The organism is Xenorhabdus sp. PB61.4 (assembly GCF_963894935.1).
In the GTDB taxonomy this organism is placed as follows: Bacteria; Pseudomonadota; Gammaproteobacteria; order Enterobacterales; family Enterobacteriaceae; genus Xenorhabdus; species Xenorhabdus stockiae.
Genome location: NZ_CAWQJR010000181.1, coordinates 1 through 23,177, shown reverse-complemented (window position 1 = coordinate 23,177; position 23,177 = coordinate 1). Strand labels below are relative to the sequence as shown.

At 46.1% G+C, this 23,177-nt stretch carries 24 protein-coding genes and 1 tRNA gene; 9 read left to right on the top strand and 16 right to left on the bottom strand.

Features of this window, described 5'->3' with window-relative positions:
• Nucleotides 1-142: 142 nt before the first annotated feature.
• A tRNA-Arg gene (locus AACX68_RS14610) sits at nucleotides 143-219 on the top strand.
• 21 nt (nucleotides 220-240) lie between these two features.
• Here AACX68_RS14610 and AACX68_RS14605 read toward each other — a convergent pair.
• The 3 genes from AACX68_RS14605 to AACX68_RS14595 form a co-directional block, all read right to left on the bottom strand.
• Nucleotides 241-1,398 (bottom strand): tyrosine-type recombinase/integrase, encoded by a 1,158-nt coding sequence (locus AACX68_RS14605; protein WP_228859627.1) that lies wholly within the window; start codon nucleotides 1,396-1,398, stop codon nucleotides 241-243.
• 394 nt (nucleotides 1,399-1,792) lie between these two features.
• The gene (locus AACX68_RS14600) at nucleotides 1,793-2,188 is read right to left on the bottom strand and encodes a hypothetical protein (RefSeq protein WP_228859626.1); all 396 of its coding nucleotides are present in this window, start codon (nucleotides 2,186-2,188) and stop codon (nucleotides 1,793-1,795) included.
• A 276-nt stretch (nucleotides 2,189-2,464) separates the two neighbouring features.
• Nucleotides 2,465-3,076: a helix-turn-helix domain-containing protein gene (locus AACX68_RS14595; RefSeq protein WP_228859625.1), complete on the bottom strand. Its 612-nt coding sequence runs from the start codon at nucleotides 3,074-3,076 to the stop codon at nucleotides 2,465-2,467.
• A 182-nt stretch (nucleotides 3,077-3,258) separates the two neighbouring features.
• Here AACX68_RS14595 and AACX68_RS14590 point away from each other — a divergent pair, with 182 nt between their 5' ends.
• The 5 genes from AACX68_RS14590 to AACX68_RS14570 are packed head-to-tail and all read left to right on the top strand — an operon-like array spanning nucleotide 3,259 to nucleotide 6,989.
• Nucleotides 3,259-3,495, top strand: coding sequence for a transcriptional regulator (locus tag AACX68_RS14590; protein WP_228859624.1), 237 nt, complete (start codon nucleotides 3,259-3,261; stop codon nucleotides 3,493-3,495).
• 46 nt (nucleotides 3,496-3,541) lie between these two features.
• Complete coding sequence (locus AACX68_RS14585; RefSeq protein WP_228859623.1) at nucleotides 3,542-4,324, top strand: helix-turn-helix domain-containing protein; 783 nt, start codon at nucleotides 3,542-3,544, stop codon at nucleotides 4,322-4,324.
• Between the two features lie 15 nt (nucleotides 4,325-4,339).
• Nucleotides 4,340-4,924, top strand: coding sequence for an ATP-binding protein (locus AACX68_RS14580; RefSeq protein ID WP_228859638.1), 585 nt, complete (start codon nucleotides 4,340-4,342; stop codon nucleotides 4,922-4,924).
• Complete coding sequence (locus tag AACX68_RS14575) at nucleotides 4,921-5,847, top strand: replicative DNA helicase (RefSeq protein ID WP_228859622.1); 927 nt, start codon at nucleotides 4,921-4,923, stop codon at nucleotides 5,845-5,847. Before AACX68_RS14580 ends, AACX68_RS14575 begins: the two co-directional genes overlap by 4 nt.
• 20 nt (nucleotides 5,848-5,867) lie before the next feature.
• Nucleotides 5,868-6,989, top strand: a complete 1,122-nt coding sequence (locus AACX68_RS14570; protein ID WP_228859621.1) for a hypothetical protein — start codon at nucleotides 5,868-5,870, stop codon at nucleotides 6,987-6,989.
• 28 nt (nucleotides 6,990-7,017) lie between these two features.
• Here AACX68_RS14570 and AACX68_RS14565 read toward each other — a convergent pair whose 3' ends face one another.
• Both AACX68_RS14565 and AACX68_RS14560 read right to left on the bottom strand, forming a co-directional pair.
• Nucleotides 7,018-7,443 (bottom strand): type II toxin-antitoxin system VapC family toxin, encoded by a 426-nt coding sequence (locus AACX68_RS14565; protein WP_228859637.1) that lies wholly within the window; start codon nucleotides 7,441-7,443, stop codon nucleotides 7,018-7,020.
• Nucleotides 7,443-7,697: a type II toxin-antitoxin system Phd/YefM family antitoxin gene (locus tag AACX68_RS14560; RefSeq protein ID WP_099111885.1), complete on the bottom strand. Its 255-nt coding sequence runs from the start codon at nucleotides 7,695-7,697 to the stop codon at nucleotides 7,443-7,445. The genes AACX68_RS14565 and AACX68_RS14560 overlap by 1 nt, the downstream gene beginning before the upstream one ends.
• A gap of 345 nt (nucleotides 7,698-8,042) precedes the next feature.
• On the opposite strand from AACX68_RS14560, the gene AACX68_RS14555 reads away from it, so the two are divergent.
• Together AACX68_RS14555 and AACX68_RS14550 are read left to right on the top strand one after the other, a co-directional pair.
• Nucleotides 8,043-8,372: a SymE family type I addiction module toxin gene (locus AACX68_RS14555; protein ID WP_228859620.1), complete on the top strand. Its 330-nt coding sequence runs from the start codon at nucleotides 8,043-8,045 to the stop codon at nucleotides 8,370-8,372.
• A 140-nt stretch (nucleotides 8,373-8,512) separates the two neighbouring features.
• Entirely contained in the window at nucleotides 8,513-8,866 is a 354-nt protein-coding gene (locus tag AACX68_RS14550; RefSeq protein ID WP_228859619.1) for a hypothetical protein, read from the top strand.
• Nucleotides 8,867-9,013: 147 nt separating this feature from the next.
• On the opposite strand, the gene AACX68_RS14545 is transcribed toward AACX68_RS14550, so the two are convergent.
• The 10 genes from AACX68_RS14545 to AACX68_RS14500 all read right to left on the bottom strand — a co-directional run bounded on the left by AACX68_RS14545 (nucleotide 9,014) and on the right by AACX68_RS14500 (nucleotide 21,797).
• Nucleotides 9,014-9,430, bottom strand: coding sequence for a hypothetical protein (locus tag AACX68_RS14545; protein WP_228859618.1), 417 nt, complete (start codon nucleotides 9,428-9,430; stop codon nucleotides 9,014-9,016).
• A gap of 230 nt (nucleotides 9,431-9,660) precedes the next feature.
• Complete coding sequence (locus AACX68_RS14540) at nucleotides 9,661-9,972, bottom strand: hypothetical protein (RefSeq protein WP_228859617.1); 312 nt, start codon at nucleotides 9,970-9,972, stop codon at nucleotides 9,661-9,663.
• Between the two features lie 217 nt (nucleotides 9,973-10,189).
• The gene (locus AACX68_RS14535) at nucleotides 10,190-10,558 is read right to left on the bottom strand and encodes a type II toxin-antitoxin system RelE family toxin (RefSeq protein ID WP_228859616.1); all 369 of its coding nucleotides are present in this window, start codon (nucleotides 10,556-10,558) and stop codon (nucleotides 10,190-10,192) included.
• A 149-nt stretch (nucleotides 10,559-10,707) separates the two neighbouring features.
• Complete coding sequence (locus AACX68_RS14530; protein ID WP_228859615.1) at nucleotides 10,708-11,037, bottom strand: hypothetical protein; 330 nt, start codon at nucleotides 11,035-11,037, stop codon at nucleotides 10,708-10,710.
• A gap of 280 nt (nucleotides 11,038-11,317) precedes the next feature.
• On the bottom strand, nucleotides 11,318-11,644 hold the full coding sequence (locus tag AACX68_RS14525; RefSeq protein ID WP_228859614.1) for a hypothetical protein: 327 nt from the start codon (nucleotides 11,642-11,644) through the stop codon (nucleotides 11,318-11,320).
• A 1-nt stretch (nucleotide 11,645) separates the two neighbouring features.
• A complete protein-coding gene (locus AACX68_RS14520) occupies nucleotides 11,646-16,220 on the bottom strand; it encodes an RHS repeat-associated core domain-containing protein (RefSeq protein WP_228859613.1) in 4,575 nt (1,524 codons plus the stop codon).
• An 11-nt stretch (nucleotides 16,221-16,231) separates the two neighbouring features.
• On the bottom strand, nucleotides 16,232-16,537 hold the full coding sequence (locus tag AACX68_RS14515) for a DUF4150 domain-containing protein (protein ID WP_228859612.1): 306 nt from the start codon (nucleotides 16,535-16,537) through the stop codon (nucleotides 16,232-16,234).
• 43 nt (nucleotides 16,538-16,580) lie between these two features.
• On the bottom strand, nucleotides 16,581-17,798 hold the full coding sequence (locus AACX68_RS14510) for a DUF2169 family type VI secretion system accessory protein (protein ID WP_339389349.1): 1,218 nt from the start codon (nucleotides 17,796-17,798) through the stop codon (nucleotides 16,581-16,583).
• Nucleotides 17,799-17,813: 15 nt separating this feature from the next.
• The gene (tssI, locus tag AACX68_RS14505) at nucleotides 17,814-19,976 is read right to left on the bottom strand and encodes a type VI secretion system Vgr family protein (protein WP_228859611.1); all 2,163 of its coding nucleotides are present in this window, start codon (nucleotides 19,974-19,976) and stop codon (nucleotides 17,814-17,816) included.
• Between the two features lie 621 nt (nucleotides 19,977-20,597).
• Entirely contained in the window at nucleotides 20,598-21,797 is a 1,200-nt protein-coding gene (locus tag AACX68_RS14500; RefSeq protein WP_228859610.1) for a benzoate/H(+) symporter BenE family transporter, read from the bottom strand.
• 95 nt (nucleotides 21,798-21,892) lie between these two features.
• Here AACX68_RS14500 and AACX68_RS14495 point away from each other — a divergent pair, with 95 nt between their 5' ends.
• The gene (locus tag AACX68_RS14495) at nucleotides 21,893-22,450 is read left to right on the top strand and encodes a helix-turn-helix domain-containing protein (protein ID WP_228859609.1); all 558 of its coding nucleotides are present in this window, start codon (nucleotides 21,893-21,895) and stop codon (nucleotides 22,448-22,450) included.
• Nucleotides 22,451-22,491: 41 nt separating this feature from the next.
• On the opposite strand, the gene AACX68_RS14490 is transcribed toward AACX68_RS14495, so the two are convergent.
• Nucleotides 22,492-22,923 (bottom strand): hypothetical protein, encoded by a 432-nt coding sequence (locus tag AACX68_RS14490; protein WP_228859608.1) that lies wholly within the window; start codon nucleotides 22,921-22,923, stop codon nucleotides 22,492-22,494.
• Between the last annotated feature and the right edge of the window lie 254 nt (nucleotides 22,924-23,177).

The window sequence follows — 23,177 nt, the reverse complement described above, 5'->3', positions numbered from 1 at the left end:
CATGGACGGCCTGTCAGTTTTAATGATAATCATAAAATGAGCATCTGAACGAAAAGGCCATTGACTCAATCCATTATGCCCGTATAATCCACGTCAGCATCAACGCATTGCATTAATGATGTTTCTTATTTCACATCTCAATGCGCCCTTAGCTCAGCTGGATAGAGCAACGGCCTTCTAAGCCGTAGGTCACAGGTTCGAATCCTGTAGGGCGTACCATTTAAAATCAATGACTTACCTCTATTTTTTAACCGCTATTTTTCCTGATTGGGACGAATTTGGGACACCTCCGCCAAAAAGCAGGTCAATTTGTCGCGCATGTTCGGTCAGATGATTCGGTGCTAAGTGTGCATAACGCCTTACCATTTCGATTGACTCCCAGCCGCCCATTTCCTGTAAAATTGATAATGGAACACCTGATTGCACTAACCAGCTAGCCCAAGTGTGTCTCAAATCATGAAAACGAAAATCTTCGATTCCTGCTCGTCTTAACGCTGCATTCCATGCTGTATTATCATCAACACGCATCTTTCTCACATTAGGCAGTGCCATTCCGTTTGGACTGATTGATGATTTCGTATGAACGAAAACCCATTTGTTATGGCTTCCTATCTGATCCCGTAACACCCTGCAAGCTGTTTCATTTAGGGCTATCCCTATAGCCCTGGATGATTTGCTTTGATCTGGGTGTATCCATGCAACCTGTCTTTGCATATCAATTTGTGACCACTCCAGATTAATAATATTTGAGCGTCTCAACCCTGTAGCCAGCGCAAACTTAACGACTGACTGGAGTGGTTCGGGACATTCATCAACTAATCTCTGCGCTTCATGAGGCTCCAACCATCTGACTCGTTTTTCTCTGACGGTTGGGACTTTAATCACAGGGGCTTTCTCTAACCATTTCCAATCTCTTTCGGCGGCTCTTAATAGAGCCTTAATCAAAGCTAAGTGCTTTGCCTTGGTCGCTACCGATACTGAGACTTCTTTATAGGCTGGGATCTCGTGTCCTTTTTTCTTGGCTGCCTGAACCTGACTTTCCCAGCGCTCCTTTGCCTTGCGGTTTTTCATCTTGCTAACCGCCGTGTAAATGCTGGCTTCGGTAATATCTTTTAATCTCACTCCGCTGAAGTATTCCAGCCAGAACGCCATACGCCCTTTATCATCATCCAGTGATTTTTTATCGGCCTTTTCCTCAATCCAACGTAAACAGGCTTCATCAAACGTCACATCAGGAAAATCACCCAGCCGTTCTATGCGCCATAATTCGGCCTTTCTTCGATCGTGCAATTCCTGAGCTTGCCTCTTGTCCGTTGTTCCAAGCGATTCCTTAATTCTTTTGCCGCTTGGTGTCGTGTAGTTCCCGTACCATGTATTTCCTCTACGGAAGATTGACATTTTTTATCTCCTTTTTCTGCCACATCTACCGTGCTCACAGGCACAGTTTGGATCGAATTGTTAAGGGCTGCAATACATGCCGCGTATGTAAATAAATAAGGGGATCGGGGTCTGGCGGGATCTTTCTTGTTGTAGGCTATTTTACCTATAGCGCACCAATGGGATAATGTATCGACATTAATGCCGATAAAGTCAGCCGCCTGCTTTCTGGTAAGACTGGCTTTTTTCTTATTCTTATGATTAGCAACGAGCCTCATTTTATTTTTCTCCGAATAATTTACACATTTTTCATACAATAAACCTGCACAAATTAAGCGCTTAATTTCATGATTAAGTCGTTTATTTTTATTTCAGGCAATCCATTGCTGTTATTTTCCTTGCATTCATGAATGTGTTAATTATCAATGAGGGTAGTTTTTATTTCCGGGGCTGAAAATTGAGTAAAAGGCAATATATCCACTAAATTCATATACCGTCCTCGCCGCTGATAGAGTGCATAACCGTAATCGACAATCAGTTCTAAATGATAGTAAGGCACAGGCTCGGTATGTTTTGGGCTGACCCGATACGTCGCTAAAATATGATGTTTAAATTCATCGTTATTCTTTATATCCCTGCCGTGATGCTGGGTTTTGCCCTGACGATATTGATCTGCCAAAAAGGTGATATGTGTTGTTTCTGCATGCAGGCTGTTTTTTTGTGCGATATTGGCAACAATGCCTTTAATGTTGATAGCCTTTTTTTGTTGTGTTGCCGGTTTTTTGATGATGGCAGAAATGAAGGTACGCATAAATCCTCTCGCTTATTAGGGTAGTGATTATTCCTATCACTTTGATGCCACTAACATTATCACTTAAATTTCATTGAATCCATACCTAAAGTGATATAAAACAAATTTTTTAATTATCTTATTGATATCTAATAATTTTAATTTGATATTATTTGAATGATTTTAGATCTTGATGGGGATTATTATTTCAGTGAAAAGGAAGATACTGCATTAAAAACAGTATCTTATTGCAGATAGAGGCAGGGGTTGGTGGTGTTTAAAGTCGGGAGAGGAAGGTTATCGTTTTCGCTTCATGTGACGAAATAAATACACAATTACACCGACGATTTCCATGTCGGGAGAAAGAGTTATCAAGGGGATACGTGAGTCATCCACAGATAAAAAGCTGACCGCTCCCCCTTGTTTATAACGATAAACGGAATAGTGTTCTCCTATCCGTGCATAGACTAAATCATCATTGGCGATCTCTTCCTGTGTATCTACCACGATCACCGTTCCTTCCGGCGCTTCAGCGCAGCCGGTATTTTGGGTGATGCGATAAGCCCGACAGGATTCAAAGGCGGTTTGCTGTTCAGAAAAGGCCGGTACCATGAAGCACTCCGGGGTTTCTTGTTCTGCTTCATAAATTTTTACCGGTGCATAACGGTTGTCATGCCTGACAGAAAAATCAGTATCACCGGACTGTGATTTATGACCACTGCCATCACTCAGCCACTCTGGGCGAACGTCAAGCGCCTTGGCTAAATCAACGAGCCGGCCTGTTTTGGTTGCGTTCCCGGAAAGTAATTTCCATATCATGGATTGCGCCATGCCGGCTTTTTTTGCCAGCGCAGATTGGGTTAGCCCCTTATCTGCCATAGCTTCTTTTAATCTATCAGCAAGAGTCATAAGTGCCTCATGAGTGGTTCCCGCATTTACGTCGAATACCGGGGATAAACCCAAGAACCGCTGTCTTGGAACATTTTTTTCTTATTCTATCTCTAGAGTGATATCTTTACAAACACTCCAATAGTGATTTATGTTGACCTTTAGTGATACTGCTATTGCCGTGGTGTTGGAGAAAGGGAAGAATGAAAAACAGTGTAATAAAAAAAGTGATAGATATCGCAGGCAGTCAGGCCAAATTGGCTCAGGTACTGGGGTGTGCGCAATCGCTCGTCAGTGCATGGTTGTACGGAAAAAAACGGGTTTCGGTATCACGAGTCCCCGATATTGTGGTGTTTTCAAACGGGGCGGTTCAGGCGCATGAATTGCGTCCTGATCTGCCTACCGTTTTCCCGCCGCCTGAAGCGAAAACCCTGCAATAAATTTCCAATTCCCGCTGGTGGCGGATCGATAACAGGGAGAAATGGCATGAGTATGAGTCTGATGGTGAAGGCAATGAGTATCCGGGTGGGCAATCCCCTGAGGAAACTGGTGCTGATTAAACTGGCCGATAATGCAAACGACAAAGGGGAGTGCTGGCCCTCGTATCAGCATATTGCAGATCACTGTGAATGCAGCAAAAGCGCCGTGCGAAGTCACATTGGAGCCCTGATTAAGATGGGTTTGCTGACCAAGGAAAACCGGCTGGGTAATCACAACGGGAAAGGGAATGCCTCGAATGTTTATTACCTGAATTTATCCGCTGGCCCTGTGTCACCCAAAAGCATACCCCCTGTGCCACCGGTTGGCAGCCCTATGCCATTTGCTGACACCCCTGTGCCGCCCAATGGCAGACCCCCTATGCCGTCAGATGGCACCAGAATCAGTCACTCTTTTGAACCTGCCAAGGAACCAGTCAAAGAACCTATAAAACCCCAAGGGGCTGGGCAGGAAAAACAGGCAAAAAAAACCGTATTCGATCCCCTGACGGCCAAACCCGAGAATGTCAGTGCCGAAATATGGGCGGATTGGGTGACGTTCCGACAGGAGATCAGGAAGCCCCTGACCGAAACCAGTTGCCGCCAGCAGGCCAAGCAACTGGCAGACTGTCCCAATCCTGACGCGGTAATTTGCACCTCCATTGCCAACAGCTGGCAAGGGTTATTTCCTGACAAGCAGAAATCCGGTCGGCAGCCCCAAATCAACACCCATAGCGGATTTGAACACAAGTGTTATGAATCACACGGCGCGAGCTGGACAAAAAATCTTTAAGGAGCAGCAGACGTGATGGAAACAACGGAACCGGGAATATTGAACATCGTTCCCCGCTTTGCGCAGGCCAGTTTTGCCACCTACCAGCCACAGAATCGCAGGGCAAAAATCAATCTGAAAACCTGTCAGGGCTACGTCCAGACGTGGGCGGAACGCAAGCGAGCAGGGGAAGGCATGATCCTGTGTGGGCGTCAGGGCACAGGCAAAACTCACCTTGCCGTCGCCCTCTGCCGTGAAATTGTCGCAGGCGGGGATGAAGCGGTTTTTATCACCACTGCGTCACGCATCATCCGGGCGTTTCGTCGCTCATGGAACAGCGAAGGGGAGATGAGTGAATTTGATACCCTGAAATTTTACAGCGAGCGGGATTTGCTGGTGATTGACGAAATCGGCGTGCAGTACGGCACGGAGTCTGAACGCCATATTCTGTTTGAGGTGCTGAATAATCGCTATGAAGATCTGCTGCCCACCATTCTGATCAGTAACTTGCCCGTGACTGAGCTGGCGCAGTTTTTGGGTGATCGGACGCTGGACCGAGTGCTTCAGGGCGGCACGGTACTGGCCTTTGACTGGGAAAGCTACCGGAGGGAAATCGCATGAATGTCTATGATTTGGAAATGGCCGTTATCAGTGGCTTGTTATCCGGCGGGGCGACACCGGATGCCTACGACGTATTAGCGGTGTTACCGGATGAGGCGTTCAGCTCTGTTCATCTGCGCCGGGTGTACGGCGAAATCAAAAAGCAGGCCCTGAGCAGTGCGATTATCGATCCCTTTTTCATTGCGGATGCGATGGGCGAAGAACGGGGTATTCTGGCTAACTTGCTGGAATTAGCCAAAACGCCGGTCTGGCGGGACAATTTAAAAGGCTATGCGGAAAAAGTCATGCGTTACTGGCGGGTACGTCAGGTCACTGAGCTGATTAACCGCTACCAGCAAGAGATCCAGGCCTGTGGCAATCACACGCAAGCGGAAGCACTGATTGAGGCGTTTGCCTCCCGGTTTAACGGGATATCCCAGAGGGAGAGTAGCTTACAGCCCGTGGTCATCGGTACCTTACTGGACAGGTACGTTGAAACACTGGAAGCGCGCAATCAGGGCAAGACCGGCATGATCCTGACGGGCATTGAGCCGCTGGACGAACTGACCGGCGGATTTAACCCGACTGACCTGATTTTACTGGGCGGACGTCCGGGCATGGGAAAAACGGAACTGGCCCTGTGCATGATTGACGGCATGACCCGCGACGGGGGCGGGGCGTTGTTGTTTTCCATGGAAATGGCAGCGCAACAAATTGCCGAGCGCATGGTGGCAGGTTCGGCGGCGATGCCGGTGTCTAAACTCCGAAACTGCGAACTGTATGATGAGGACTGGGGGCGTATTGGCAATGCACTGGGTTCGCTTATCGACCGGGATATTCATGTGCTGGATGCCAGCGATCTGAGTGTCGAACAAATTTGCGCTATCAGTGAAACCCATAAGCGTCGTTACCCGAACTTAAAGGGCATTTTCGTCGACTACTGAAACCGAACGGTAGCCTGTATATGTTTTGCGGTTCGCGTCTGCCATCAGCAAACGTGGGGGACTGGTTGGTCGTCAACCTGCCCTCCGGTAAAACAGGAAAGGATCTCATTACCGCGATCAACGGACAGGACGTTTCCGTGAGTAGCGGTGGCTATGCTTATTCAGATCTCCCGGAGGCGGGGGCCGTCTGGTCCATTGAATCCAGCTATAGCGTGGAACACCCTTTCCGGGTGATGGGTATCAAAGCAGGGGAAGACGGTGTCTCGTTTGAGATTACGGCAGTTGAGCATAACCCAGACAAGTATGCGCTTATCGACAGGAACACCCGTATTGTTGACGAACGCCCCGTGGCTACTCTTCCACCCCGTGTTCAGCCGACCCCGAAAAATATCCGCATCGACAGTGATTATTCGATTAATCAGGGCATTATCACCACCACGTTGCAAATCACATGGGATGCCGCCGACAGTGCCGTGGCCTATGACGTCGAATGGCGTAAAGACAATGGCAACTGGATAACGGCACCCCAGACAACCGCCCGGCGTCTTGAGGTACCGAACGTGGATGAAGGACGCTATCAGGCGCGAGTCAGGGCGATGAATGCCGCGGCAATCTCCAGTATTTGGACGACCACACGGGATACCCTGCTGGAAAGACACACAAGGCCGCCATCGGAACCGCACTCCCTCCAAACCACGCCGCTACTTTTTGGTATCCGGCTGGACTGGGATTTTGCTAATCCGACGGATATTCTGCTGAAAACGGAAATTGGCTACAACAAAAGCGGAGAAGATGATGACACGTTGCAGTTCGCTGATATTGCCTATCCGCAACGCACCCACACGTTACAAGGGCTGGCAGCGGGGGAGAAACTCTACTTTCGGGCACGGCTGGTGGACAAATCGGGTCATGCTTCAGCGTGGACATCACTGGTCAGTGGTCACGCCTCCACAGATACCGGCTGGATAGTGGAAGCCAGTCGGGATCATTTTCTGGATGCAGAAACCGGGCGGCGCTTACAGGAACAACTCGCTGAACAGGCCAGAGTCGATGCGCGTCACAAGCAATCGGCTGCGGAAAATGCGCAGGCCATTGAGAGACTAAATGACATGCTGAAAGATCTTCAGCAACGCACACGATAATCCGCTAACAAATAGTTCCCTACCATCATTATAGATTCGATTCCCACGGGTTGAGGATCGTCACCCCTGAGGACTGAAAATCGGCTACGTTACGCGTGACTACCGTCATACCATGCACGAGCGCTGTCGCCGCAATCAGCGCATCACGCTCGCTGCATCTGTCTGGTACGTGCAACCGTGCGCAGCGTTGTGCTACGGCGGTATCGACAGGCAAGGTTCGTTCAGAGAACTCCGGTAAGACATGTTGCTCCAGCCACGCCCGCAGTATCGTTCCCTGTGTGGCGTCCTTACGTTCAATCAATAAAATGCCAAGTTCTAATTCCATGATGGTGATGGCGGAGACAAAGAGATCGGCGGCATCAACTTTTTCAGCCCATGCTGCCACGTTCGGATCAGCTTTTCCTGCCCGAATTTTGCGTAGCTCGGACACGACATTGGTATCGAGTACATACATCATGAGAAATCAGCCGGACGAGTGCCGATAGTCACGGGCTGGGGTTCAAACTCAATGTCCGCAACGCCCGGCATCGCCAGCGAATCGGCAATATTGCGATGCTGTTTGGTCAGCAGCCGGTACTCCTCAATGCTCAACAGCACATGCGCAGGCTTGCCGCGATCAGTGATGAATACCGGGCCGTTTTTGGTTGCTTTCTTCGCACGGGTCACATCCTGATTTAGCTCCCGGCTGGAGAGAGTGGTAATAGTCATGGCTGTAGCTCCTGCTTAAATTAGCTATATAGGTACATTACTACATTATGAATAATAGTGCAAAGTTTGTTCACTTTGCCATTTTCCCAAATGGCGGCGGGTAATACGGCTGTTGGTTTTACCACTCTTTGATGTCCGGCATTAGGCAACTATTCCGAGCCGATAGTCAATAAACATGGAATACATTCTCTGTCGTTATTTTGCGAGCCGTTTTGCAAAGGTCATTTTTGTCAGTGGCATGTTATTTGGGCGGGGGATAGAGTGGCGGTGAAAATTTAAACGCGGTTTTAACGTGCTGGAAACACGATAAAACCGCTAACCACAACAACTAAGGACCTAGTTATTATGGCTGACATGCATTCTACTGCAGGCATCTGCATTTACAAAATTTCCCAACCGGAACGTTATCAGAAAGTGGTTTACCGCCCCAACGGGATTAACCGTACGATCCCTGCCATCAATTTAAGCGGAAAATGGCTGCTGGAAGCCGGGTTTTCCATCAATGATCCGTTAAAAATCAGAGTAATGCCCCGTTGTTTGATCATCACAGCCCAAAATTTTCATGAACTGTGGCACTGCTTAAAAAGCCTGAATGAAGGTGAATGGGATGATATCGCCGTGGCACACTGGCTACGGCAATTCCCTGGAAAATTAAATAAAAAGCTGCCGAAATAAGCGCATAATGCTATGTTTTATCAATTAAAACATAATATTGAACGCGACTGCGTAAGCTGTGCATTGCACTTAAAATGGCAAAAATTTTCTTTTGCGAAGCCGCTCGTATTTTATTTGATGAATCAACAAAGAAGAAACTTATGGAGCTTAAATTTTCTACTGAACACGCTGAAAAACCGGAATGTGTATTACGTGGTGATGATATGCAGCAGATGGGATTTACGCCTAATACGCTGTTTCATATCCAGCAATATCACAACGGGCTAATGTTGACATTGGCGGAGCCGGGCGATGATCCGGCAACCTTGTTCCACGCCGTGGAAAATGATTCGAAGCAGGGCATCGATTGGGTGCGTGATAGTGGCGAGCTCTATCTGGCGGGCGACTGGTTAACGGAAACCGGTTTGCTGGATAAGTCTGTTCAAATTGCTTTCGGTTACGGCAAAATTATGTTGATGACAGAATCTGATCTGATACCCGCTTGCACCGTGTAAGACTTTTTTATTGCTTATAGTGTCGTGGAATTAATAAATTGATTCCACGATAGAATATCACCTCTATGGCACTGCGTGCTATGCTCAATGTATAGCAAAAAACCGGAAGATCGAGTAAGTCTTTCCGGCTTAATCTACGTTAATAAATCAGTTATTTTTTCCTAATGATTCAAACCATTGATAATGAAATTTTGCTTGTTCTTCTGGGGTGACATCAACATCTTTATCCTCAAAATCAAATATATGAACCTGATTTTCAAGTAAGCCATACTGACCTAATTTAGTTTCATAAGCTGTTATACCTAAACCCATATCCCTTTGCATTGCCGATGGAAATACATTTATTTTTGCTCCTTTGCAAAGAAAAACGATATCTTTTAATTGGTTTCTTAAATCTATAAAGCATGAAAAGTAATCTGTGTCATTTGATTCTGCCAACTGATTGTTATTATGAAATATTCTTAAACAACAATGCCTATCAGGAGAAGTAATCAAATGCAATTTAGCTTCTTCCATTTCACCATTTATTATTATTTTGATTTTTCTTTCATTGACACATATCATTTTTCATACCTTTTCAGATCTAAACTATTATAGTTACCCATATTCTCACTGGCGCTAACTGGTATTGCACTTAATCTTTTTAGATTTACTCCCCAAGCATACCAGAGTCAATCTAAATATTATTAGATCCACTTCTATTAGAGGTGTTACTCTTCATTCAATTATCAAAAAAAGTACCAGTGCAGTTTGAGTTTAAATAAAAATTAGCCAGTTACTATTTATTAACAAGTTCAAAGAACTTCAACTACGGCAACAAATTTAGGGCCTTCATATACATTTAAAGTAAATCCTTGAGTAAGTAAAAAATCAGGAGCATCATCAGCTAGAAAATAAGCTTTTCCTAAACCTATTCTCTCATTTCCTTCTTCATCATAAGAGTTGCTTTTTATGTCTAATACTAAGCTCCAATATGTTGTTTCACCAATCTTACTTTTTATTGGCTCAGTATTGACATAATATAATGTATTGATTGGTAAATTATTTTTCCCACCTTGATTTTCAGAAATCCAATTAATTTGGACATTAATGATTAATCTTTCCATAAAAGTATTTTCAAATTTTTACATGATGAGAGAGATATAAAATTATTCCATTTTGGTTTGATTTTGGCTTTATTCAGAACAGGATCTTCAATATATCGAGCATTACCTGTATTATACAGGTTTTCACGTGCATAGGCAGAATTTGCTACGTGGTCTGGTACATGGATTTGAACAACTTGGAATATCATGGAATCTTCCCAGTTTTATATTGTTAATTTCAATTCATTTCAGAATATTTAAAAATGCCTAATAAAATTACCTGATACCTTGCTGGTTGCCGTTCGCCAACTGCAAGAATGGATAATAATTTTACGTTTTTCATCTTGCAGTCATATATGTCATACATGACTGATAAATCATCATAGTTGTGAGTCATGATTGTTGATAACGGAAACTCTTTGATACCTTTAATTCTATCTTTTATTGCTGCTCGCAAATGTTCATCTAATTTATTTAAGTTCTTTAGACTTGAAACGCTGATAGTTATTTTTTCATCACAGTATGGGCACTTAATGGTATGATTTAGTTCATAAAATTTGTCTTCGAACCCATTATAAATCATTTCTTTTTTCTTCGTATTTTTCATTTTTAAGTTCATGACAACCTATTAAGAGCGCCATCTGTTACTACTTGTTGAATTTTAACAGAAAGTTTATATTGAGTATCCATACTGGTCTGTTCAAATCATGGAATAGTTGGCTCAGATCTCCCGGTGTTTTGAGGTTGTTAGCCAGCTCAGAAGCCAGAAATTGTAATTGTTTGTCGTTCATAAATACACATTATTTGATGATTAATTAAACATATTATTGATATCGTTTTCATTTTATCTAATGCTTCATTGGCCTTAAATCGTTCATTAAAATCATCTCGCCAGATAAAGTATTCAGAAAAACCACTATAGCCTCTGAACATAGAACTATATGCATGGCGAGCATTTTCAATAGCAAAATTTTCATTTTCAATAGCAAAATTTTCATTGTTTATACCTCCATAAGTTGGAGGTACAAACAATGCAATGATATTTTTAACCCTTATGGTCCAATTTCCTCCACCGTTATCACGCATAATTTTCCATAGTGAAAAGGAAAGATCTCTTAATTCTTTATTGTTAAATATAATTTATGTGCTATTTAAAAGGTTAATTTTGTAATACTTTTACTCCATCTATTTTCCAAGGATCTTTAACAAAGATTTGCATTTTATCTTTAGCAACTGAATCAGATTTGGCATAATGTGCTGATCTGAAACTGATGAATATTATCTACGATAAATATAATGAAGTCGGAAACTACAGGGAGCTTTACGGATTTTATATAAATATGATATTGTTAACATGTTAATTATATCATTCATCACTTAAAAGTTCTAAAAGACACTTTCTACAAACCGAAAATATTTCCTTCTCAATCTCTCTGATTAATAACCTATCATTCATTTTATAAATATGTTTATGTCTATCCTTTAGAATAATCTTATCTTCAGTTGAGTTAGGAAAGTATTTTTCAAACATATCATTATCAACCCATATCTCACCAGAATTATCCGTCGAGTCTATATATATTTTTTTTATATTTTTTGTCTGAATGTTTTTTCTGTTGCTGATTAACTCCGCAATCCGCTTAGAAACAGGAAAAGTATGTGGCATTTCATGTTTATCACAATATAAAAACATATTATTTCCCCGGGCATTTTTTCATATTTTTTAATAAAAATTTAAATTGACCACCCGGTTCACCGGGAACATCAATCCCTCCTGCTTGTAATACTTCCATAACATGAGTTACACAGCTTCTTGTTTTGGTGTCATACAAAGGGCCTACTTTTTCTAAAACCGATTTTTGGAAGTCTAATGCAGCTTTTCCATTTGGTAATTCAAATACTCCTATTTTATCAACAGGAAGAGTTTGTATACCTCGTGTACTAATTTTTGTTGGTGTTGGACCACCTGGAGCAAGCCCACCAAACTGGTGTGTATGTATTGTTTGACCACCAAATTCAATTTTTACTGAATAGTGACCATAACTATTACCGGGGCCTCGGTTATCATGCCACATAACGGTTGCTATTCCTTTTTCTGAAGTTAATCCAAATGGGTCAATCGAACCCACAGGGTTATTCACATAGCCATAGGGATTAAACCCACCCAGAAGTCCGATGGGATCGGGTGAAATATATTGCCCAGTCTCCGGCGAGTAATACCGGAATCTATTGTAGTATAATCCATTTTCCTCATCTTCATATTGCCCTAAAAATCGGAAGTTACAATCAACATGATAATCTGCATTATTGGAGGCGATAACCTGTGAGTGCTCTGCCTGCCCCCACGTTTTCAGCCGCTGAGCCCAGATTAGTACACCTTGCTCGTTCAGCATTTCGCGCGGTGTACCTTGATGGTCACTGACAATATAATGTAGCTTTCCTTTTTCAAAGCGTGCTGATGGCGTGAGGGAACCGGGTTCGTAGAGCCAGCGGATGCGCTGATTTTCTACTGGAGTACCATCGGAGTAAATCAGCGTTTCTTCGATAAGTTGGTTGCCGCTCCACAGATAATCCTGCCCCATAATAGCATCGGCTCTTGGCTCTACATCCGGTTTGCCTGACAGCCACAACTGTAAATTAGCCGCTGCCAGTTTTCCATCGTGAATTTTTAGTTTTTGGAGACGTCTGCCAAAAGGGTCATATTTATACTGCCAACGCGAGCCATCTGGGGTTTCGCAATGAGTGAGCTGATTTTGGGTATCCCAGCGATAGCGCCAGACTTGTGGTCGGAAGCCATCACGCTGCACGGTTTTTTCTACCAAACGACCATTGTCATCATAGTGATAACGGCTATCTCTGTGCTGCACAACGCGCCCGGCTTTATGGCGTTGGTTGATTTGTGCCACAGCCCCCCGCGCATCGGTCGGCAGATGCTGGAGCAGGTTGCCGTTGGTATCATAGCTGAATTGCTCTTCATGCGGACGCGCCCCCTCGAACAGAGTATGCAGTATCTGGTCATTGGTATTGTAACGATAACGGGTTTGCTTCCAGCGGCTATCGTCAATCACCCGCACATTATGGGCACGGTCATATTGCCAGCTCCGGTTGACCGCGGTCGCTTGTGGCGGGAAGTGCGGGTCGTTTTGTGCCAGAGTTTCCCGGAAAAATTGCGTCGCCTGTCCTGCCGATTGATGCGCCAACAGGCCGGTTGCGGTGTAGCGACTGGCAAGGATAAAACCGTTGGCACTTTCGCGCACGGTTTCCCGCCCCAGTGCATCATGCTGGAAGGTCAGTGGTGCATGCTGGTTAAGCTGAAAGTGATTAAGACTTCCCGATAGGTTATAACCGAAATGCAGGGTATTGCCATCCACACTTTCGCTGACCGGACGCCCGGTCAGGCTATCCCACTTACGGGTGATTTCCCGTCCGTTGATGCGTTCGCAAATTGGCAGGCCAGTGGTTTTGTCATACTCATACTCGACGACAGCATCGGCATTAGTGGCTTTCACCAACTGATACCGTTTGTTGTATTCATAAGTCGTGGTGGCTGTAAGCACTAACTTGCCATCTTCCGGTTGCCAGCTTTCCTGTTTAATCAGTGAACCGGCAGCAGAGTAATGCCAACGGAGTTGTTGACCATCGGGGTAGCGTGACTGAATACGGCGGCCCAGTTTATCGTACTGATAATCAAGGGTACGGCCGGTAAAATCGGTTTCCCGGATAATCTGGCCGGCGGCATCCCGTTCATAGCGATAGGTTTCACCGGTGGAGGCGGTGACAGAATTCAATCGGATCAGACGGTCATAACCAAAGCGCAAGATAGTCCCGTCGGGGCGTGTGACGTGGGTTAGCAGGTCAAATGCGCCGTAAGTGTAGCGTGTGGTACGGCCTTCGCCGTCAGTCACTGCCACCACGCGCCGTTCACTGTCATAGGTCAGTTTCTGAGTAGTACCATCCGGCAGTTCAACATCGGTCAGACTACCGTTAAGACTAGCATGGTCGTTGCTGTAACGATAGTGAGTCTGTTGTTTAAGGGCATCGGTGATTTGACGCAGTCGGCCCAGTTCGTCCAGTTGCAGATTGGTTGTCTGACCGTCCGGTGTCATTACTGCCGCCAGCCGCTGCTGCTCGTCGTAGGCGTAATGCCACTGACGCCCGTCCGGCAGCAGGCGCTGGCGTAATTCACCGTGGAGGCCGTATTGGTATTCTTCTTTGTGCCCCAACGGATTAGTCAGCTCTCTTAGATTTCCTTGTTCATCATAGTGAAATTGCCAGCGATCGCCCGTTGGCAGGACACTTTCAATCAGTTGCCCGTGTTCGTCATAATCATAATGAAAGGTGTCGCCGGTCGGCAGTTTTACTTCGGTCAATGCACCGTCAGGATTGTAATCGAATGAGGTTATTCCACCCTCTGCATCAGCTTCCCAGACAATTTGGCTGTGATGCCACTGGCGACGGGTGACGCGCCCCAGCGGGTCAACTTCGCGGATCACCAGACAGTTGTTATCGTAGTGATGCTGGGTTTCACCGCCTTCCGCATCAATATACGTGGTGATACGGGCGTTATCGTCATAGCGGAAACGGTCGTTCCAGTAGCCACTGGTGGTGGAGGTTGTGAGCACTCGGCCACGATCATCGTAAGTAAGGGTAACATCGGTTTGATCGGTATCGTACCAGCGGATCATCCGTCCCTGTGCATCATATTCATGCCACAGGTGGTTATGCTGGAAGGCTTCGCATTCGCTTAGATAGCCTTGTGGACCATAGTGACAAGTGACCAATCGCTGCTGTTTTTTCTGTTCCAGATAATCCAGTGTCTGGAGTTGTTGATCCTGATAACCCAGAATCAGCCGGAAACCATCGGTGCGTGTGACTTCAATGAGTTGCGATTGTTTATCGTAGATAAACCTAATCGTGTTTTGGCGTCGGTCGGTGATCGCAGATAATTTGCGGATAGATCCGATGGCATGATTGAAGTGGTAGGTAAGCTGGGACTGGCGATCGGTCAGTTGCAGTTCACCCGTTAATTCCCCGGTTAATATGTAATGAGGAATATGCTGATTACGGGCGAGTACCTGATTTTCTGGTGTACTGAAATCGTAGATCACGCCGTCGGCATCGGTGAAATTGATCTTACCATTGACTAGGCTCAATTGACGTGACCAGTCGTCAGCCCATTTTGGACCAAACAGGCCACTATATTTAGCAGTGGAGCGGTAGGTACGGGTCAGGGTGATCGGCAATAATCCGGGGATAGCAATCACCGGCCAGACTTGTAGAAAGTCACCGGTAGCCATATCGACAGGTTCACCTGCTGTTTTGCAGGTTCCGGTACAGCTACCGTCTTTGTCAGTGGACTTGTTATCGACGTGGTCTTTTTTAGCATTTTGGGGTTTGGGAGGATTGGTTTCGACCGCTTCTGCGGATTTTCCCTCAATACTGGCACCTTTAGAATTTTCCGCAGCCTGAGTTTCAGTTGTCGACGCGTTTTTAACCTCTTGTTTAGTCGCATTTTTGGTGGTCGTTTTGCTGGATTTAAAAAAGGAGCCAACGCCTTTTAGTATATTGAGTAGTTCGCCTCCCAAAGAGACAGTCATACCTGTATCTACTGCCCATCCTCCGCCTTCCTGCATTGGGTTATCAAAACTCTTTCGTGCCGAGTCCAGATTAAACTCTTCCGTGTTTTTGGCAATGGTTGTACCTGTGTTGGATAAGCCTTCGGCAGCCTTATTTAACCCGAAAGCCTCCAGCTCGGCAGCACGGGCTTGGGCATTCAATGCACTGGCATCACCTTGAAATTTAGTCACAGTTTCCGCGGCATCGACAGCCATATTATTGACACGTTTTGCTGCGCCGATGGCAAAATCAGTTGCACGAACTTGATCAATGTTCTGGCGGGTATACTCTGCTACAGCATGTAAGTTCTCTGCTGCTTTTTTCTGACCAGTCATGGCTAATATGGCAGCACGTACTTCCGCATCTGCATCTATAGAATTTACCATGCCTGTATCAAAGTAATCTCTTACCTGTGCCCAAAACCCTTTTTCTTCTTGGGTTTCTGGCAGCATCACTGCGTTGGCCTCATGAGGTGGATTTGCTGCCTGTGGTGCTTGTCCGACAATTTTACCTACGGTATTGCCTTCTCCGGTTGGACTGTCCGCCCGAGCCTTTTGTGGCAACGGGGCATTCGGTTTGGGGGGAACAATATTGGTATTGTGCTCTGTCGGGCTAGCTGGTTCTGCTGTTTTGACTCCGTTATTTTCTTCCATCGTGTCCTTCCTTATGCCCCATTCATCCAAAATTTATCCCCGTGACGCAGTACCAACTTGTTGCCAGCACGTACCGTACGGGTGTGCTCCAATGGATGGCATTTACCACCCACAGTGCCACTTTTGATACCATTTGCCACGCCCGGTTGGTCACCGAGTGTGGTGGGTACAAAACTGCGGGCAAACACCACGACCGGCATGCCATTAGCCCGCACGGTTTTTTCCGGGGCCGAACTGTCCGCCAGTTTCGCCACCACCGGATAAGGGATGGGCGGTGTGGCAGGTCCTATCGGGGTTTTGCACACGTCCGGCAACATGCCGATAATCATCCAGGTGCCCGCAGTGCGGGCGATGTAATTATCAGCCATTTTTTTTCTCCTCTTCCAATGGCGCCATTTTCAGCAAGGGGGCATCCGGGTTAATTTCAAACCGGGCTTCGGCGACCCGTACGGGCAGGGCGGCTTTGAAATTCAGTCGGCAGGTTAGATGCAGTGTTCTGGCCTCGCTGTCGATAATGAGCGTATCGAGGCGCATTGGTACAGGTAATAGAATGCCGTTTTGCATGCGCAACAAAATGAACGGACGATGTCCCGGCAGGTTGACATGCAGGTCACTGTGGGGCGTTAGGCCACTTAGCGTGATGGCGATATCCGTGTCCGGCCAGTCAATCTGCTGGTCAGCCGGTGCGCCGTTCCAGTAACCGAAGTCAAAATCCTTTGGCAGATAGGGATGGCGATGCTCCAGCCAGTCGGCATCGTAAGTGCCAGCAAGTTGACGGCGAGGTAGCCACGGGCGACCGATAAATCCCATGCCTTGTGGTTGGCAGGCGGGCGTATCGGGTGGCAACGCTCCAGCCAGTTGCGCGGTAAAATGCTCGACAGTAAAAGGTACATCTGACCGGATGATGCGCGGGGCCGGGTAGCGGATGAGCTTTTTAGCACTGGCGTACCACGGGGTGATAAACCCTGTTCCCAGTGGATTGGTTTCACAGACGGCATGAGCAACCGGCGCATTTTCTCCGTCCGGGTGTTGCTCACGCTGCTCCGGTGTCAGGTTGTCATGCTCTTTGAGGTGTTTGCTGGCTTTATCGTCTGCCTGAATTTTGCATTCGCCTCCAAAGGCGTAGCGATAATCCAGTGGCAGTGTGGTAAAGGTTTTTGGCTCAGTCAGTTGCCAGTGGCCGCTGGCATCACGGATAAACTCCCGTTCGCCAGTGACGGTCAGGGTTTTGTCGAGTAAGGGGTGACCCTGTTGGGTTTTGACCTGCAACCGCACGGGAAATTCAGTGCAAGGTCGGTTATCCGGCGCATAGGCTGTGCCATTAACAATCACATCACAGCGTGGCTTGAAGGGTGCAAGGTCGCTTTCCTGCAACACCTGCGAAGCATTCATCTGCCCGCGATATTCATCCTGTAAACACAGAGGCGGAGCGGGCAGCAGTTCGGCGACGTATTCCCCCTGTCCGGCAGGCATCAGCTGGTAGCCGATTTTCATGACCGCCACGTGATGCTCGGTATCTTCGACATCGAACATTTGATAGTTCATCACCGCAAAGGGGGTGAGGTTACGAAATTCCATCTCAGTCTGTCCTTGTTAGTTCAGGTCGATGTCTTTACCGGTGATTTGTACCGGACCACTGGCCTCAAATTTGAATTCACTGCCCTGAATGGTGATTTTGCCTGAGCTGTCCATCCGCAGGACGCTGGCACCGCATTTCAGCTCAATCACATCACCGGCATTGATGGACAGGGTATTACCGACCGTAATGGATTTATGGCTGCCGACCTGTTCAGTCTGGCTGGCCCCGACGGTGGTATTCATGCTGGTGCCGACAGTCAGTGCATAGACCATGCCGATGGTTTCCGTGCTGGTCATTTTCACCATTTCGTTTTTGTGCTCATTCACCTTGATGGTCTGGTTTTTCTCCACGGTTTCGCTGTGGTTCGCCAGTACATGGGTATCGCGGTTATTGAGCACTTTGGTGTTCATGTCTTTCTGTGCGTGCAAATCCAGCCGTTCACTGCCCTTGGCATCCTCAAACAACAGTTCGTTATAGCCTTGTCCCTTGTGGGTTTTAGAGCGGAACGCCATCTGGGTTTTACTGCCCGGTAAGCTCCCCGGTGGGATATTGCTGGCATGGTAGGTGCGCCCGGTCACTATCGGTTGGTCGGGGTCGCCGTGCAGGAAATCCACCACCACTTCCTGTCCGATACGTGGAATAGCGAGCATGCCCCAGCCCTGACCGGCCCACGGTTGGCTGACCCGTATCCAGCAGGAGCTTTGGTCATCGCTCTTGCCGTACCGGTCCCACGGGAATTGCAGACGCACACGACCGTACTGGTCACAGAAGATTTCTTCCCCTGCCGGGCCGACTACTTTGGCGATTTGCGGACCATCAATCACCGGCTTGGGCCGTGGAGCCGGACGCCAGTTCTGGTTCTGGCGGATGAAGGTGAAGTGGCTGTTCAGTGTGGTACCGGCGCCTGAGCTGACGGTTTCCAGTGCCTGTGGCTGACTGCCACTGTGGCTGGCAGAGACGGTCTGCCATGACTGGTTCAGGTCTAGCCGGGGATGGTTATCGAGAATAAACAATTTTCCCGGTTGCAGGGCAATGGCATTACCGCTGCCTTGCCCGGTCTCCGCGTCGCTGCGCAGAGCTTCCAGTCGGTAACGGGTAAAATCTTTGCCATGGGCCTCATCTTTGAAGCGACCCGGATAGTCGTAGTGCTCGTAATACAATTGTTGCAGGTTCTCATCCCGCATCTGCTGCTGAAATTCTGCTGGCCATGCCGGGTTCTTGAAGGTGTAATCCTTCAACTGTACCTGAGCCGGACGGACCTGTGCGCTGCTGGTCAGGCTGCTGACCGCGGGTTCGCCCAATGTGCTGACTTCACCGGGCTGATAAGGCAGGCGTATGCCCGGTGGTACAGAGCCACAGTCATCGGCAAACACCAGCGTGTTGCGCCCGTTACTGCATTCAAAGAAGTAGAAAATGCCTTCTTCCGCCGTCAGCCGTTGCAGAAAATCGAAGTCGCTTTCCTGATACTGCACACAGAATTCGCGCTCAGGGTGCGGGTGGCGCAGGTTGAATACCACATCGCGGATGCTGTGTTCTTTGAGGATTGTGGTAATGATGTTGGCAATGTTGAGCTGCTGGAAGATGCGTGAGTTCTGCCGTAAGGTCGTGCGCCACAGGTCAGGGCGGATACTCATCCGGTAGATGGTCTGGTGCAGGCCGGTGTTGCCCTGTTCAAAGCGGGTGACGATGCCTGTGATGCTGCGCTGTTCGATGCCGTTTTGCAGAATAGTCAGTGTTGCTGTGCGGTCAAGCACCAGCGGGAAACTAATGGCGGGAATAGCGCTTGCCAACCCCACTTCCAGTGCAAAGGGGTGTGAGAAATGTTCGTTCAGGCTGAAGTCGGTGACCACAAAAGTCTGTGCCGGTAATCCGCCTGCGGTCAGGGTAAATAACAAGCCGCTGGGGTCAGCACCACCCAGTAATCCCAATACCTGACCGGCTTGCTGTAACAGTTTGCCTGCCGAGGAGTTACCCATGGCAGCCTGAGCTGTCATTCCGGCTTTTTGCCCCGCGCCACCGGCAAAGCCGCCACCATTAATGAGGCCACCGGCACCAGAACTCCCGCCTGCACCTGTCAACAAACCTTTGGCCTGTTTTGCCATTTGTGCAGTTTGCTGTCCTTGCCCCAACAGCGCTTTTCCTTTCTTTAATGTTGTGGCGTGTTTTTTCACTGACATCTATTCTGTCTCCCTGAGATGATGGAATGTTATGTAATAGGTCATCCTGCCTGATAACAACGCAGGCCATAACATTCGGGCACAAGCGTTAAATTTAACTCAAATTGTCTTTGATAAATTCGTCAATTAAGGATGTAATCCTTTGTTTTTCGATAAATTGAAGGGACGCTGTTATCCAAATATATCGGCGGAACTGTGATAAAAAATGGAAGGCAATAATAAATACCGGATGGGTAAAGGCCAAATAAAATCAAGTGGAATAAAAAACGACATCTGACAATGGCAGTGTGAAAAATTAAAATAATTGCCGTTGAAAAATAATATTTTTATATAGCAGATATGATTAGTGTATCGAACCGATTGATATCCATAAGAAAAAGGTGTTTATATTTGTAATCTACTGATAATAATGAAAAAATAAAATGGTAGTTTTGATAGAACCATGATCATTTGCATTTCATGAGATAGATCACAAAAAAGATGATTTTAGGAATAAGAGCTGGAATCACATAATAAGATCCAGCTATTTATTAAAAATAAAAGTTAATATTTAGGTTGGATCACGCCTAAATGTAAATAGCTAAATTAATATCTGGCATATTTAGCAATATGAGGACTAAGTCATTTAGATTGCAATGTCACTCTACCTCCGAGTCTTTTTTTAAATATAAGGTGTGTAATAATTCCGCCAACCAGCCCCCAGAATGCTGAACTGATACCCAGTAAATTTGCGCCTGATGCTGTTATTAAAAAACAGATAATTGCTGCATCTCTTGCGCTTTCATCCTTTATTGCCTGACTTAGGCTATTGGTAAAAGTACTTAATAAGGCTAATCCAGCCAGAATTTTTATTAATGAAGTCGGAAAACCACTAAATAGATAGAAAATGACTCCACCAAAAATCCCGGCCAGTAAATACACAAATCCTGCGCTGATAGCGGCAACATATCGCTTATTTGGATCTGGATGAACGTCATCTCCCATACAGATAGCGGCCGTAATTGCGGCAATACAGATACTGAATCCTCCGAAAGGAGCCAATATAATTGTAGCCAATGATGTCCAGATAAGTAATTGAGATGCACGGGGTGGATATCCCGCAGCTTGTAGGATCGCAATTCCCGGTGCATTTTGTGATGCCATTGTGACGATAAAGAATGGAATACCTACGCCAATCAGTGTCGTGATGTTAAATTTTGGCATGACAAATTCAGGCATGGAAAACAGGATGTCTTTGCCTGTTAAGTTTAAATCTCCATTGAAAATACAGATAATTAACCCTGCCGTAAGCGTTGAGATTATTGCGTATAATGGAAAATAACGGCGGAAGATTACGTAAATAAGCAGCATGATGCCACACAGCCAAAAATTGGATTGCAGTACTGAAAAAGCATCCAAGCCGAAACGGAGTAATATTCCGGCAAGCATTGCGGCTGCGATGGAATGCGGAATGTAGTTCATTAGCTTGGCAAATAATCCGGTGATACCGCATATCAGCATTAATGCTGATGCAAAGACAAAAATGCCAATGGCTTCATTGACTGAAGTGTGCGGGAAATGTGTTGCCAAGAGTGCAATTCCCGGTGTTGACCAAGCTGTTAGAATGGGGGTGCGGTAATAAAGTGATAATCCAATTGTTGTGATCCCCATTCCAACGCCAAGCACGCCTAACCAGGCACCAATTTGTGATGGTTCAACACCAATGGTCGTCACTGCTTGGAGAATGATCGCAACTGAACTAGCATAACCAACTAATACTGCAACAAAACCTGTAACGAGAGTTGATGGGGAGAGATCCCTAAAAAATGATTGCTTAGGCATATGGTGTCACCTATCGGATGTTATAGCATACGGTGGTGAGAATATCATCGTCCGTTATAGCATTCAATCATGTATTCATCTTTGAGAAGGCACCAATGAGTGATATCACATCTAAAATTGCCGAGACGTTTAAGTCATTAAGAGCTTCAAGAGGGGTGAGTCTCAGCCAGGCCGCTAAGCTGACTGGCGTCAGTAAAGCAATGCTTGGGCAAATTGAACGAGGCCAGTCAAGTCCGACAGTGTCTACATTGTGGAAAATTGCAACAGGTTTTAATGTTGCGTTTTCGACTTTTCTGGAAGGAACTACGCCACAGACTGCACTGCATCGGTTTAATAAATTACCGAGCTTTGAACAAAACAATTCAGGTATGAGTGTAAAACCGCTCATTCCTTTTGATGATGAATTTTTCATCGATTTATTCAAAATAGAATTAGCGCCAGGAGCCTCAAGTGAATCTACTCCTCATGAGTCCGGTGTCGTAGAGCATGTTATTGTGCTTAATGGAGAGTTAGATCTGCGTATCAATGATGAATGGCATAAAATTTCATCCGGTGAATCTATGCGTTTTTCTGCTGATTGCAGCCATGCTTACGCGAATTCAGGTGATGAGGTTGTGGTTATCCATAATCTGATTCATTACCCCCATAAGTAATCGGAGTGAATATGGCGACTTAAATCGCCATATTTTGACACTTATTTAGCGTCTGATAGTGTCTTGGATGCAGGAAGTGTCACATTGGCTGCTTTTGGGTGCAGTGTGTACATACCGCCATTGAAAGGGTCAACGACCAGCCAGCCAATTAAACCACCAAAGACGAAATTCCCGCCGATATACCATCCATTCGCTTTAGCGATTAATGGCAGGGTAACAGATTGAAAATTTTCTTTTGTGAAGGTAATTTGATATGTCTTGCCGCCAAAATAGTGGCCGGTTGATTTTGCCAGCATGACACTTTGTGGAGTGTTACCACGTGTAATTTCCTGACCGGTTTCATCTTTGATTGAAAATTCTGCGCCAGAAGGCTGGCTATTAATTTGGACAAGCTGAGTCTTTTCACCAACGATAGTCGCACAGCCGCTGCAAAGCATCACAGCGGAGAGTAATAATACACAAATTTTATTCATGAATAATCCGTAAAATAAAGACGATAATTAAATATGCGGCTGATAATACTAATAATATAAGGAGGTATGCAATAGTTTTAATCTATTTATACGGTGAATATAAAACTCAGTTTAATAGTGGTAATTTTTTACTCAAAATGTAATATAAAAATAAATTAATATATCGTTAGATGAATATATAAATGAGTAATGTCAGTTGAGGTTAAAAACAGCGTGTTATGTCATCAGTATTTACACTGATTAAATATAATTAC

Excerpts from the sequence above, each read along its gene's own strand:
- AACX68_RS14605 (WP_228859627.1), bottom strand. The coding sequence starts at position 1,398 with ATGTCAATCTTCCGTAGAGGAAATACATGGTACGGGAACTACACGACA.
- AACX68_RS14600 (WP_228859626.1), bottom strand. The coding sequence starts at position 2,188 with ATGCGTACCTTCATTTCTGCCATCATCAAAAAACCGGCAACACAACAA.
- AACX68_RS14595 (WP_228859625.1), bottom strand. The coding sequence starts at position 3,076 with ATGACTCTTGCTGATAGATTAAAAGAAGCTATGGCAGATAAGGGGCTA.
- AACX68_RS14590 (WP_228859624.1), top strand. The coding sequence starts at position 3,259 with ATGAAAAACAGTGTAATAAAAAAAGTGATAGATATCGCAGGCAGTCAG.
- AACX68_RS14585 (WP_228859623.1), top strand. The coding sequence starts at position 3,542 with ATGAGTATGAGTCTGATGGTGAAGGCAATGAGTATCCGGGTGGGCAAT.
- AACX68_RS14580 (WP_228859638.1), top strand. The coding sequence starts at position 4,340 with ATGGAAACAACGGAACCGGGAATATTGAACATCGTTCCCCGCTTTGCG.
- AACX68_RS14575 (WP_228859622.1), top strand. The coding sequence starts at position 4,921 with ATGAATGTCTATGATTTGGAAATGGCCGTTATCAGTGGCTTGTTATCC.
- AACX68_RS14570 (WP_228859621.1), top strand. The coding sequence starts at position 5,868 with ATGTTTTGCGGTTCGCGTCTGCCATCAGCAAACGTGGGGGACTGGTTG.
- AACX68_RS14565 (WP_228859637.1), bottom strand. The coding sequence starts at position 7,443 with ATGTATGTACTCGATACCAATGTCGTGTCCGAGCTACGCAAAATTCGG.
- AACX68_RS14560 (WP_099111885.1), bottom strand. The coding sequence starts at position 7,697 with ATGACTATTACCACTCTCTCCAGCCGGGAGCTAAATCAGGATGTGACC.
- AACX68_RS14555 (WP_228859620.1), top strand. The coding sequence starts at position 8,043 with ATGGCTGACATGCATTCTACTGCAGGCATCTGCATTTACAAAATTTCC.
- AACX68_RS14550 (WP_228859619.1), top strand. The coding sequence starts at position 8,513 with ATGGAGCTTAAATTTTCTACTGAACACGCTGAAAAACCGGAATGTGTA.
- AACX68_RS14545 (WP_228859618.1), bottom strand. The coding sequence starts at position 9,430 with ATGATATGTGTCAATGAAAGAAAAATCAAAATAATAATAAATGGTGAA.
- AACX68_RS14540 (WP_228859617.1), bottom strand. The coding sequence starts at position 9,972 with ATGGAAAGATTAATCATTAATGTCCAAATTAATTGGATTTCTGAAAAT.
- AACX68_RS14535 (WP_228859616.1), bottom strand. The coding sequence starts at position 10,558 with ATGAAAAATACGAAGAAAAAAGAAATGATTTATAATGGGTTCGAAGAC.
- AACX68_RS14530 (WP_228859615.1), bottom strand. The coding sequence starts at position 11,037 with ATGCGTGATAACGGTGGAGGAAATTGGACCATAAGGGTTAAAAATATC.
- AACX68_RS14525 (WP_228859614.1), bottom strand. The coding sequence starts at position 11,644 with ATGTTTTTATATTGTGATAAACATGAAATGCCACATACTTTTCCTGTT.
- AACX68_RS14520 (WP_228859613.1), bottom strand. The coding sequence starts at position 16,220 with ATGGAAGAAAATAACGGAGTCAAAACAGCAGAACCAGCTAGCCCGACA.
- AACX68_RS14515 (WP_228859612.1), bottom strand. The coding sequence starts at position 16,537 with ATGTTGCCGGACGTGTGCAAAACCCCGATAGGACCTGCCACACCGCCC.
- AACX68_RS14510 (WP_339389349.1), bottom strand. The coding sequence starts at position 17,798 with ATGGAATTTCGTAACCTCACCCCCTTTGCGGTGATGAACTATCAAATG.
- tssI (WP_228859611.1), bottom strand. The coding sequence starts at position 19,976 with ATGTCAGTGAAAAAACACGCCACAACATTAAAGAAAGGAAAAGCGCTG.
- AACX68_RS14500 (WP_228859610.1), bottom strand. The coding sequence starts at position 21,797 with ATGCCTAAGCAATCATTTTTTAGGGATCTCTCCCCATCAACTCTCGTT.
- AACX68_RS14495 (WP_228859609.1), top strand. The coding sequence starts at position 21,893 with ATGAGTGATATCACATCTAAAATTGCCGAGACGTTTAAGTCATTAAGA.
- AACX68_RS14490 (WP_228859608.1), bottom strand. The coding sequence starts at position 22,923 with ATGAATAAAATTTGTGTATTATTACTCTCCGCTGTGATGCTTTGCAGC.